Source organism: Prevotella melaninogenica ATCC 25845, from assembly GCF_000144405.1.
Taxonomy (GTDB): domain Bacteria; phylum Bacteroidota; class Bacteroidia; order Bacteroidales; family Bacteroidaceae; genus Prevotella; species Prevotella melaninogenica.
This window is the reverse complement of record NC_014370.1, coordinates 576169-588641: the sequence shown is the minus strand read 5'-3', so window position 1 is coordinate 588641 and position 12473 is coordinate 576169. Positions and strand designations below refer to the sequence as shown.

The 12473-nt window shown below is 41.9% G+C and carries 7 protein-coding genes; 2 read left to right on the top strand and 5 right to left on the bottom strand.

What is annotated here, in order from left to right; translation table 11 throughout:
• The first annotated feature begins 53 nt into the window (after positions 1-53).
• Both trxA and HMPREF0659_RS02265 read left to right on the top strand, forming a co-directional pair.
• The gene (gene trxA, locus HMPREF0659_RS02270; RefSeq protein WP_004360465.1) at positions 54-368 is read left to right on the top strand and encodes a thioredoxin; all 315 of its coding nucleotides are present in this window, start codon (positions 54-56) and stop codon (positions 366-368) included.
• 243 nt (positions 369-611) lie between these two features.
• Positions 612-2921: an outer membrane beta-barrel family protein gene (locus HMPREF0659_RS02265; RefSeq protein WP_013264188.1), complete on the top strand. Its 2310-nt coding sequence runs from the start codon at positions 612-614 to the stop codon at positions 2919-2921.
• A 447-nt stretch (positions 2922-3368) separates the two neighbouring features.
• Here the strand turns inward: HMPREF0659_RS02265 and HMPREF0659_RS02260 are convergent, their stop codons facing one another.
• The 5 genes from HMPREF0659_RS02260 to HMPREF0659_RS02240 all read right to left on the bottom strand — a co-directional run bounded on the left by HMPREF0659_RS02260 (position 3369) and on the right by HMPREF0659_RS02240 (position 12467).
• A complete protein-coding gene (locus tag HMPREF0659_RS02260) occupies positions 3369-5888 on the bottom strand; it encodes a zinc-dependent metalloprotease (protein WP_013264876.1) in 2520 nt (839 codons plus the stop codon).
• Positions 5889-5908: 20 nt separating this feature from the next.
• Complete coding sequence (locus HMPREF0659_RS02255) at positions 5909-8458, bottom strand: zinc-dependent metalloprotease (RefSeq protein ID WP_013264385.1); 2550 nt, start codon at positions 8456-8458, stop codon at positions 5909-5911.
• Between the two features lie 7 nt (positions 8459-8465).
• A complete protein-coding gene (locus HMPREF0659_RS02250; protein ID WP_013263846.1) occupies positions 8466-9893 on the bottom strand; it encodes a PKD-like domain-containing protein in 1428 nt (475 codons plus the stop codon).
• A 40-nt stretch (positions 9894-9933) separates the two neighbouring features.
• The gene (locus HMPREF0659_RS02245; RefSeq protein ID WP_013263867.1) at positions 9934-10641 is read right to left on the bottom strand and encodes a DUF4843 domain-containing protein; all 708 of its coding nucleotides are present in this window, start codon (positions 10639-10641) and stop codon (positions 9934-9936) included.
• A gap of 368 nt (positions 10642-11009) precedes the next feature.
• The gene (locus HMPREF0659_RS02240; RefSeq protein ID WP_044045830.1) at positions 11010-12467 is read right to left on the bottom strand and encodes a RagB/SusD family nutrient uptake outer membrane protein; all 1458 of its coding nucleotides are present in this window, start codon (positions 12465-12467) and stop codon (positions 11010-11012) included.
• Between the last annotated feature and the right edge of the window lie 6 nt (positions 12468-12473).

Sequence of the window (12473 nt, the reverse complement as noted above, 5' to 3'; positions counted from 1 at the left end):
ATAAGTAAATAGATAGAAAAGACTATATTAATAAACTTATAAACAGAATAAAAATGGAAGTAGTAATTACTAACGAGAATTTAGAGACTTACAAGAATGGTGAATTACCATTGGTAGTTGATTTGTGGGCAACATGGTGTGGCCCTTGTAAGATGATTGGTCCTATCATCTCAGAACTCGCTGAAGAGTACGATGGTAAGATTGTTGTAGGCAAGTGTGATGTTGAGGAGAATGATGACGTAGCCATTGATTTCGGTGTACGTAACATCCCAACCATCCTCTTCTTTAAGGGTGGTCAGTTGGTAGACAAGTTTGTTGGCGCAGCTTCAAAGGACGTTCTCAAAGAGAAGTTCGACGCTCTGCTCTAAGCTAAACACTTATAAATATAAAGCCATATCAGTAATCCTTTGATAGGATTCTGGTATGGCTTTTTTTGTACATAAAGTCTTATCTCTAAACCACCTCACAACTAAAAAAGACACATCAAACTGAAAGTTTTTCCTTTTTTTTTATTAGTAATCATATAATTTTATACCTTTGCATCAGAAACCTATCGCTTTTTAAAAGCATAACTGAGTTTGAACCTTTCGTATCACTTAACTTCATTAGTTATGGAAAAACTATTGCTTATCCTCCTTCTGTTCTGCACTGGATTTCGAGCTAATGCACAATCCGTATCTGGAAAGGTGCTTGATGAAAACAAGAAGCCTATCCCCTACGCAAATGTCATTATTCTTTCAGCCAAGGATTCTACCTTCATTGTTGGCACAACAACCGCTGATGATGGTAGTTTCAACTTCAAGGAGGTTACATTAGGTAATATCCTTAAAGCCTCCTTCGTAGGTTATGAGCCCTTCACTACGGTCCTTTCCAACCAAGACAACCTTACTATCGTACTGAAAGAAGATGCAAAAATGATGAAAGAGGTGGTCGTCAAAGGCAATGCTCCCCTACACAAGATGACAACAGAGGGTATACAAACGAACATCGAGAACACCATACTGAGCAAACTCGGCACTTGTGAGGATGTCCTTGCACATGTTCCGGGACTGACAAAGAAGAAAGATGGCTACGAAGTATTTGGTAGAGGTACACCTATCATCTATATCAACGGTCGTCAGATGCGTGATGCGACAGAGCTTGAACGCCTAAAGTCAAGCGATATCAAGAGCGTTGAGGTGATAAGCAATCCCGGAAGCAGATATAATGCAGCAGTAAGAGCAGTCGTAAAGATACGCACAAAGAAAGCTGTAGGCGACGGCTTTGGTTTCGATGTACGCTCTGCCTACTACCAGTCAGAGAATGTAGACCTCTCGAAACGGGTCAACTGGAAGTATCGCCATAAGCGTTTAGAACTCTTTGGTGCACATGGCTATTCACTTGACAATGGTCACTATCCCAGCAAAACAACTACAATTGTTCAGACAGACACCCTCTGGCAGCAGGATTTCACGATAGAAGCCACCGAAAGAAATTCTATTTTCAAGAATACAGTAGGAGCAGACTATCAGCTAAATGATAGTAATTCTGTCGGTATCAAATACATGCTTAACTTCCTCCACGACTCCCCTCTACCTATTACACTTAGTAGTGATGTAACGGCAAACGGGACTTTCTACGACCATATTAACACCTTTACAACACGCAAGCAGTCCCATCGTCCTTCCCAATTCATTAATTTATATTATGTCGGAAAGATAGGAAAGATGGACATAGACTTCAATGCGGATTATCTTTATAACAAGCAAAATGACCATACTACCTATCGAGAAGAAAGTCGCAACAAGGTCAGTCGTACCGTAACTTCCGACAACCAAGAGCGTAATAGGCTCATTGCTTCCAAGCTAACCTTGGGCTATCCCGTTTTAGGAGGTAATCTGTCAGTGGGCGCAGAATATACCTATACGAACCGCAATGACACGTATAGCAATCCTGAAAACTATGTCCCAAGCTCATCCGCACAGCTAAAGGAGTCGAATATAGCCCCTTTCATGGAATACAAACACCAGCTATCAATCTGCCAATTGACAGCTGGTCTACGCTGGGAGGCGGTACGTTTTAACTACTATGAGAACGGACAGCACATTGCTAATCAAAGTCGTTCGTTCAGCAACCTATTCCCAAGCATCTCCGCAGCTACACAGATAGGAGACCTACAGATGCAATTAAGCTATGCAGCGAGGACACGTCGCCCTTCTTACCGTCAGTTAAGCAATAACGTTTTATACGCCAATCGTTTCTTGATACAGTCGGGTAATCCACGGCTTCAGCACGAATACATCCACAACATAAGCTTAGGAGCAATGTGGAAGTTCATCCAGTTTGGCATTTCATACAATGACCGTCGCCACGCCATTGTCTACTGGAGCGAACAAGACAGTCATAACTCAGCCATCACACGCCTTACCTACACGAATCTTCCAAGCATCAAGACGATATCTACTCAGTTAGCTTTTTCGCCAACAATAGGCATCTGGACACCTGAGTTCACGGCATTAATGAAAAAGCAATGGCTCACATTACATACAAGTACGAAGACTTATAAGCTGAACAAACCAATCTGGCAATTCAGCTTCAACAACAGCTTTGACTTTGGAAAAGGTTGGTTGCTGTCAATGGAGTCATACTACATCAAGAGAGGTGATGATGAAATTGGATCCATTGCACGAAACTCAGGAGGCGTCGACATCAGTCTGACCAAATCCTTCCTAAAGGATAGACTCGCACTTCGCATTGGTGGGACAGACTTATTCCATACCCAAAAAGGAGGAGGAATTAGTTACACTGAATCAATGGAGACACAACAGATTAGTACATACGACAGCCGTCAGTTTGTTCTAACTGTTACCTATAAGTTCAACACTTCACGAAGCAAATACAAGGGTACAGGTGCTGGACAGGCTGAAAAGAACAGATTATAGACGGCAGAAAAGCACAAGTCAACTTAGCCTCTGACCCAATAGGCTAAGTTGACTTGTGCCTGAATAACTCCCTACTTACACCCAATTGGCTCTACTTTGGCAGTATATCATAAGTTGTTTAGTACTCCGCACCATTGGTGCGAAGCCTTAGCACAATATGTGCGAAGCCTTAACACGCCATGTGCGCAGCAACAACACGTCAGCTAAAAGTGAGAAGAAAGGGGCTTTATGGGCATTATTATGAATACAGTAAGACGTTAATGGCTAACTAAGATAAGAAAGATATATTAGCTTATACAAATAAGAAGATGATCTATCAAAGGGATGTAAGTGATTGAAAACATACAAAACCATCATACGATTTGATATTACATACAAAGGAAGAGGGTATATCCAAGACACTAACGTCTAAGATATACCCTCTGAAATGTATGTTAACACGGAAGATTAATCATTCATATAACGCTGGACACGTGCATACATCAACTCATATTGAGATTTGATAGTTGTGTCCTTCGTTGTCTTAATGCGCTCCTCAAGAAGTTTCTGAAGCTTCTGTGCATAGTGGAACACATATTCAGCTGTGCGGTCGATAGTTTCTGTCCACATTGTCTCTGGTTCACCATAACCTACACCAAAGCCAAGGAAAGCCACATCCTGCTTGTCATCACGCAAGCTGCGGACTTTACCAACCTGTTTAACCTCAACAATGTTAGCCTTCAGACGTTCAACATAGAGTTGCTGCATGGCGATATCATCGTCGTCAAGATTCTCATCACCAGCAATTGTCTTAGCCCAAACATTATTATACGTGTCTTCGCAATACTCCAATGGAGAATAAGAAGTAGAGTCAGCATAATAGCTCAATGCTAAACGCGCGGTTGCCGAAAGAGCCATTTCCTGAATACCACCTGCCAATGTTTTGTAAGGATGAGAGTTAATCTGAGGTAGACGATTCTCGATACTCTCAACACCACGCTTACCAAACTTGCGTGCTTCCTGTAACAACCACATCGCAGCAGCACGCTGTTTCTCCTTAGGCATCACCTCATAACGAGGAATACCAGAAGACTCTGTGGTCTGATTCAGCTTGATACCACCAATGACAGTATAGACATTACGAGCATAACCGTAAGCTTGAGAAACCATTTGACGATAGAGCTTAGCCTTACGAGTACCATCAGTACCGTCTGGAATCCACTCATCAAAATGACTGAGGATATACTCAAGGTTCTTAAGACCGTATGTACTTGACTTCACAGCATCGTCACCGAGATCCTCCTCAATGGCGGTTGGATCATAACGATAACGTGACTGCTGAAGTACGTAACGATACATTGGGTCGTTATCATGAGACTCAACAAGTGCCATCAATGGCTTTACGTCATCTCTGAAACTCTTTGAGTTAGGGAAAACACGGTATCCCCACTCTATTGCATAGTTATCATAAACACCCAACTCAGGAGGAGTCAGTGACACGCCCTTATCTGTTGGCTGTGCAACATAATTGAAACGAGCATAGTCCATGATAGATGCTGTCGTACCATACTTCTGTGTGAAGCTTGCAGAACGGAGTGAATCTGTTGGGATTGCAGCCGATGCAGCCATGTTGTGCATTAGTCCGAGTGTATGTCCTACCTCGTGAGTTACAATATACTCCAATGTTGGTAACAAAATGCTATCAGGCATATCCAATGTTCGTGCAGCAGGATCAAGCTGTGATGTCTGAATAAATCGCCAGCTATTGATGACATTCACAACATCATTATACACCAATACGGTCGCTGTGATAATCTCACCTGTACGAGGATCAACCCATGAAGGACCCATTGCATTCTCTGTAGCAGTAGGCAGATAACGAATGCAAGAATACTGGAAGTTATCAGGATCGAAGTTTGGATCATTGGTTGGGAAGTCCACTGCCTGCATCACATTCTTGAAACCGATACGCTCGAAAGCCTTATTCCATCTAAGAACAGCATTCCGCATCGCTGGCTTCCACTTTTCAGGGAATGCATTATCGATATAGAACACAATAGGTTTTACTGGCTCACTGAGCTGACCTGCAAAGTAAGCAGCTGGGTCTTTTGGTTCTACACGCCAACGATTGATAAAGCTTGCATGGTCGATAAGACTGTCATTGACGATAGATTTCGGTGTAAGGAAGTAGCCAAGACGAGTATCACTCAGACGTGGAGTCATCTTATCCTCTGGCAAAAGAGCCAAAGTAAACTGTACACCGATAGAAACTGGATGATTGCTAATAGCCACACCACCACTATTACCAGTCATATTGGTAACGTAGTTGCGCTCCATCGAGATACAAGCATTGTTTGCAAACGACTTCAAAGAAGTTACCTTAATCCATTCTGGTCTCAATTCGGCATCCACACGATATGGACCAGCAATCTTTGCAATCACTGGAAAATACTTACTCTCTCTCAAGAAGAAAGAAGAAACATCAAAGAGAATACCTCCAGTCTTCTTGTTTCTTGCCTTGATTGGGAAGCTATAGAAGTCAAGGTTACGATAGTTCGTAGCCTGTGCCTGCTTCGCATTGCCAGTTGGTAGGGCATCAAGTAATTCAGAGTTGATAGCCTGCATTACGATAGAGCTATCCTTCTCTACAAAGCGTACGTGTGAAACAGAACCAGCACGAGTACCAACCTCAGCAAACTGTGGGCTTGATACAGATGAAATTGTAGCACCAATCAGCATGTCACGCCCGATAGAAGAAGGTGGCAACTCCATGAGGAGTTTCTCACCTGTTCTATAGAACGAAACGAATGGTCCCTTTGCAGAGTCTGTCTTCTCTTCGGTTAGAATACGCTCATAGGCATCTTTCTTCGCCACAGAGGTAGTCGTTGTAGCCTTCTTTTTCTTCTTTTTAAAGAAAGGGAAAGCCTGTGCTGACAGTGAAAGGCTCAAGAAGCCCACTGCTAATAGGGTTGCATGAACCGATTTCATTGATAAAAATGAAGTCTTTCTCATTTCTTCACCTCCATTGTCTTATTGATTTTGAAGAGCATCATCTCATAGTGTGTACGCGCTTCAAGTGGCAAGTTTGCCTTCAAACATTTCTCCAAAGCTGTTCTCAACTTCAAAAGACAGTTGTAGAAGTAAAGCTCTGAGTTGTCTGCGAGTGTGATATCAACTGTTGGAGCAAGATTCTGAGATGGGTCACCAAAGCCCGGAGTAGCACCAAGATCATCACCCTTCAAAGCCATGCTGGAACCAGAACCACCACCAGAACCACCGTTTCCAGTAGCCTTAGAAACAACACTCTGTGCCTGACTCATGAATGCACGCTGCAAAACACGCTCGCCCTGAGATGGTGCGCGCATGTCAGTTACACTCTTGAAGAGGGTGTTATAGATATCATCAAAGTACTCTTTCTGTGTGTAACTGTTTGGATTCAAGTAAGAAGTGATAGCCACACGCATACGTGCTGCCATCAAATCGTAGCCCATGAACTCTAAACTCTGGTCATAATAGCTTACTGACAAGTAGCCCTTACGCTCGAAGTTACGGTTAGCATACTTCTTGAAGCTCATTGCCTCCTGCAAACACCACAAGAGTGAACGACGCTGAAGATCCTTAGAAACAACCTGATACTGTGGTACTCCTGCTGAAATCTTCATATTGTTGAGGTACATTCCACCAACATTACTCAACACCTGCTTGAACAAAGCGTAACGATTCTGTGATATCTGCAGGTATAACTGATCTTTGATACGAGTATCCTCATCGTTCTTAATCCACTTAGAGAGGTTGTTTTCAACGATTGTATAGTTCTTATTTGCAAGGTTTGCACTTGCAATCATATCGTTACCAAGTGCACCAGCAGCAAGACGTGGGTCCCACTTAGCATTACGCTCAGCATAATAACGAAGACGTGGGTTTGTCACCTTCTTGTCTACAAACGCCTCAAGCGTATTCTTCTCATCATTGATAGAAACATTATCGGTATCGAAGTAACGATAGTTCCAATCAATTGTAAAGTAGTCGTACATGCCAAGTCCCTTCGGAGCAAGACGTAAACCATTATCTGTTGGCTGTGCAACATAATTGTAATGAACGTCATCCATAACAGAAGGAGCAAGCCCCATGGTAGTCGTGAAACGTGCATTACGCAATGAATCAGTAGAATAAGTAGCTGAAGCACCAAGGTTATCCAAGAGTCCTAACATACTACCAGTTTCCTTTGTAACCAACATCTTCAACCCTTCAGCAAACTTTGCAGCAGACAAACGGTTGCTACGTACTGATGGATCAACAGCACCTGTTTCTATTAAACGCCACTTATGTAACAACTTCTCGACATCAGAATAGATGAACATAGAGGCTGCCATAATCTCTCCAGTATTAGGATTGACATAGATATCACTCTTTGGAGCAGATGAAGAACCACTTGGTATGTAGCGAATACAAGAATACTGAATGTTGTCTGGATCGAAATCTCCTTGCTTCTGAGGGAAGTCAACAACCTCAATAGCATTCTTAAAGCCTATCTTTTCAAAAGCTTTATTCCACTCAAGAACACCCTCACGAATTGGCTGTTTCCATGCCTCTGGGAAGGTATCATCCAAATAGAAACGGATTGGATTAGCAGGCTGAGTCAACTTACCCTTAGCATAAGCCTTCTTATCCTTTGGTACAAGATTCCAACGATGAGAGTAGAAGATACGCTTTGTACCTTCACCTTCCTTTGGAATTCCCAAACGAACTGAGTAGTTAACACCGATACGTGAGTCCATAATACGTGGACGCATTGCAGACTCTGGCACAAGTGCTACACTATAACTAACACCAACAGTTGTAGGACGTTCACCTCCGATAGGCATAGACATCAGAGAAGTAGACACACCATAAGTGAAGTCATTATTAACGATAACATTCGTATCAAAGCTCTTTATACCACGAATGAACGAGAGTTCAGGCTTTGGAGTAGCCTTGATACTATAGTTACCATTCTTTGTTGGCATAACTGATATGAGGTTAGTTGGTTTACCTAACAAAGAAGTTACGTCAAAGACAACCGCAGAGCTGTCGTTATTATAAGCCATAATGCTAAAGCCCTGCCAAATACCATCACGATAGTTCAGAGACAATGCATTATCAAGGTCTGCTGAGTTAGCATTCTCCTTGAAAAGAACATTGTTAGGAGTCTTCATCACAACAGAACTATCCTGTATGTCAAAATAGAACAAAACAGGATTAGAACTTGTTGAACCAACAGTAACTGTAGATGCATCAGTTGTTGAGTTTACTACTCCACCAAGCATCATCTGCTTCTTCAACAAAGTACGTGGCAACTCAAAGTAAATCTTGTTATCAAGCTTATGAACTGTAATAAACTTACTACGTGCCGTCTCAGTCTTTTTATCTTTGAAGAGACGGTCATACTTTGTCTCCTTCTTTGGTTTAGACTTAGACTTGTCATCATCAGCTTTTGCAACAGTACTTTGCAATACAAGGAGGAGCAATAATGCCCCTCCAAGTAAAGAGTTCTTAAATGAGAAATTCATTCTTATCATTTGTATGTTATTTATTTCTGAATAATGCCTTCACAATACGTCCCGTAATGTGCTGCTTTGACCAACGTAGAGCATTTGTCTGCGTGTCATAACAGTATAGACTACCTGGCATAGATGCCGATGTATCATTGGTTGCAACATAGATGAGGTTATCATCATCTGAGAACACCATGTCTACAATCTTCTCAGAACTGCTACCTACAGTGAACAGTGCTGCAGTTGGGAAGTTACTATTAGCAAGTACGTTATGTGCATAGACAGCATTGCCATTAGTGTAATAAACAATGTTCTTGCTACGAGCCGAGCGTACGACAGAGCCATTAGCGATACCAGAAGTAGAAGGCATTGCAACACGGTAAAGCACATTAGCTGCAATTCTCTTATCTGCAGAAGAAGAGTAGTAGCCTGGGAAGATGTATGTAAAGTAGAATGTTCCCGTGCTTGTTTGATTAGTAATCAGTGCAAGGTTACGCTGTTTGTTAACACTACCCATACCAACCAACGTATCACCAGTGAAGGTTCCCTTCAAGATTTCAGCAGGAACAGATGTATTCTCAATAGCCATTGCTAACAGAGAGCCATGTGCATTGTCAAAGTAAGCATCACCATGTGCATAGAAAAGGTCGTCTCTCCACCATGGAGTCATGCTATTTGCAAATGTAACAGAACCACCTACAGCACTTGTAAAGCGTGAAGTCTGTGAAACCAAATTGGTTGTGTTCAGACCCAATGAATACAAGTTATTCTTAGTAACAGCCATAACCTTTGGTGCACCTGGATCAGAGTTAGCCGCTACCTGTATCACCTTCTCACCGACAGGAGTTTGGAAAAGTGACAACATTTCATAACCATCAAGCTGGTAAAGTGTTGATGGATTGCCTGCTGCAATAATCAGAACATTGTTTGCCTGACCACCGATAGTCTTGTTCCATGCCATTGAGCAAGGTGTACCAAAGTTAATGTTAGGGTTGTTAGGAGCCAACACATCAAGGTGGAAACTCTTGTTTACATCCTCTGTAGGTACATATGAAAGGATTGACTTACTATTGTTTTCTGCCAAGAGATAAACACCCTTTGTATAAGCATACTCAACATTCACATTGAATTCATAGATCTGAATATTCTGACCATTGCTCAAACGAAGACGTCCAGTATAGCTTCCTGAATTCTGAATAGGATAAACAAGTGCAGAATCACTTGAAACCAACTTATGATTTATCTCCCATTCGTAGGTGAGTTTCTGCTTTCCATTGCTTTGCAACACCGCTGGGTTGATTTTCAAAGTATCACCCTGATTAAGTGTATAACTGCTATTCAGAGGTGTCTGCAGACTGATTACAGACACACCATCACCCCCTTCTGTTGAATCATCCTTGATACAAGAAGTGAAGGCAAGGGCTGTTGTAGCTAAGATAAATAAATATTTCTTTACCATAATTCGTCAATTATTTTAATCGTTATACCTATGAACGTGCTTATTCAGGATTGGCAGCAAAGTAAGCTTTCAACTTCTGAATATTTCTATAAAGCTGTGTCCAACTTCTTGTATTACGTATTGCCTTCTCAATCTCACTTGCATCTGAGTTATACAAGGACAGAAGATAACGATACTTAGCTGGTGTATAAGCTGGAAGACCCATAGCCTGCAACGTAGGATTGTCCCACCAGTATGGCTTTTCAAGCACATTATCAAAAGTAATCGTTCTCTTTAGTGCATTAGGGAAACGAACACCGAGGTCGTCAGATGCTTCCAAACGCAGAACAAGACGAATATTGTCATTCTTAACATCACTAAGATTCTGACGCAAAAGAACTACACGAAAACTGGATGCAAGACTATCAGCTGGAATTACTTGATCACTATTGATTGCCTCAAAGTGTACTCCTGCTTTTGCAGAACTACTTTGGTCAACAACTACTTTATAATGTTGAGCCTGTGACTTTCTCACTCCAGCAAGCTTAACTTTTACAGTTACCGTGTCTGTTGTCACGCTCGTAGGCTGTGTTCCGAACGAATAGTTATATAATGTGTCAGAAGCATTATTGAGGTCGAAATAAACCTGGTTTGCTCCTTCGAAAGTACCATCCTTTGAGTATTCACCTTTGTACTCATCGTTTGAACACGCTGCCAACGACAATGCGATGACACCGATAGCGAAGAAGTTTGTGATTGATTTATACATAATCATTTGTTTTTTAGTGTTGTCCGATAAGCAATTACCATGTAGCTTTGTCTTTTTCTCCCTTATTATATAGGACTGTGACGACTTCGCTTTTCCATGTTTTGCCAATGTCTTAACTTCCCGCACATGTGGTGCGAAGGCTCAGCACGGATAGTGCGGAGAGCTAACACCAATGGTGCTGCATATTAGTTAGCCCATCAAAGAGCTTATACTACTTAAGTATTATCGGATTACAATATTTGTTTTTATGTTTATATCTCTTCTTTTATACACTCAAGTCAGTGATTTAGCTATGCTAAACGCTTTTTACAAGTAGTCTTACTCGTATCGTTTAGCAGTGCTAAACCATGCTAACTCTTTGATATGAACTATTCGTTATGTACTGCCTGATCACCGTACTCATTCTCTCTATCTGGCCAAGGGAGATTGAAAATGGCATCTGAAGGCTGATACGTGTCGATATTTCTGAAGTCAGTGAAACTACGGTTATAGTGCTTCAACGCATAGAAGGTCTGTCCCATACCAGGGAACTCACGCATACGCTCACGCATCATCTCCTGCTCGAAGAGTGTACGTGTAGCTACCTTAGCCGCGTCAACATCACCCAATCCCCTACTCTTTCTTACCTGATTGAGCAGACTGATTGCCTCTGTCTGATTTGTATCATAAAGACTTTCGCTCAAAATATAATACATCTCTGGCAGACTAATCAACACAAAGCCTTTCAACACACCTCTTGTAGCCTCGGCATCATTCTGGATTAGACGGATAAAGCTGAAAGAAGAAGTTGAACCTGACGTGTTCTCTCTAAAGAAAGAGGTGAAACGGAGGTCAGAGCTAAGTGCTGTAAAGAGGTCGGTCTCATAGAGACTACGTGTATCACGACGACCCTCAACGAAAGATCCGTAACCTGTAGAGCGCAGAAAAGCAGTACGGATTGCTGTTGAACGATCGGCAGCATAAACACCAAAAATCATCTCCTTACTTGCAGGGAAACGCATCACAGAGTCAAGTGAAGTACTTGTATTCAGCTTAAAGTTCTGTGTAGCATTGATGACTTCACGAGCATACTTTGCTGCTTCTGTGTACTTACCCATAGCGTAGTATACACGAGCTTTGGTAGCCTTTACTGCATACTTATTGAAAAGTATCACACGTCCCTTACTATAATCACGTACGAAAGTATTATCGTAAGTAACATCATTGTCGTCTGTCAACAATGAGTCAGCCTGATTCAAGTCCTTAAGAATAAGGTTGAACGTAGCCTGCAAGGTATAACGTGTGCGGTTCTTCAAATTGAACTCTGTTGCATAAGGCAGACCAAGTGTGTTTGCATCACTGCGCGTATAGTCTGTACAGTAGAGGCGAGCGAGGTCGAAGTGCATAAAGCCACGCAGACCCAACGCCTCACCATGAATCATCTTGCGCTCTTGTGCACCTGCACTAATATCATTAATGTGCCTCAACACATTGTTGACATTAGAGATATTGTTATACATATTGCTCCAAACAGCATCCACGATGTTGCGTGCTTGCTGGTTAGTATATTGGTAGCGGTTCAGATAATAACTAACATCTTGTGTGTTGTCATAACCGAACTGCTGACCTAACTCATCCACCATACCCCATGAAAGGTTACTACCATAGAGATTGGATGAAGCTAACTTACCGTAGATACCAAACATAGCATCCTCATAACCAGTAAGGTCAGTGAACATCTCGTCATCTGTAAGCTGTCCTTTTGACTGCACATCCAAGAAGTCGCTACATGATGTAAGCAAAGCAAACACCATGGATAGTCCTATATATTTCGTTATCTTCTTCATTGTTAT

What these genes read in the sequence shown, in the direction of transcription:
- HMPREF0659_RS02250 (WP_013263846.1), bottom strand. Translation starts at nt 9,893, where the DNA reads ATGGTAAAGAAATATTTATTTATCTTAGCTACAACAGCCCTTGCCTTC.
- trxA (WP_004360465.1), top strand. Translation starts at nt 54, where the DNA reads ATGGAAGTAGTAATTACTAACGAGAATTTAGAGACTTACAAGAATGGT.
- HMPREF0659_RS02255 (WP_013264385.1), bottom strand. Translation starts at nt 8,458, where the DNA reads ATGATAAGAATGAATTTCTCATTTAAGAACTCTTTACTTGGAGGGGCA.
- HMPREF0659_RS02260 (WP_013264876.1), bottom strand. Translation starts at nt 5,888, where the DNA reads ATGAAATCGGTTCATGCAACCCTATTAGCAGTGGGCTTCTTGAGCCTT.
- HMPREF0659_RS02265 (WP_013264188.1), top strand. Translation starts at nt 612, where the DNA reads ATGGAAAAACTATTGCTTATCCTCCTTCTGTTCTGCACTGGATTTCGA.
- HMPREF0659_RS02240 (WP_044045830.1), bottom strand. Translation starts at nt 12,467, where the DNA reads ATGAAGAAGATAACGAAATATATAGGACTATCCATGGTGTTTGCTTTG.
- HMPREF0659_RS02245 (WP_013263867.1), bottom strand. Translation starts at nt 10,641, where the DNA reads ATGTATAAATCAATCACAAACTTCTTCGCTATCGGTGTCATCGCATTG.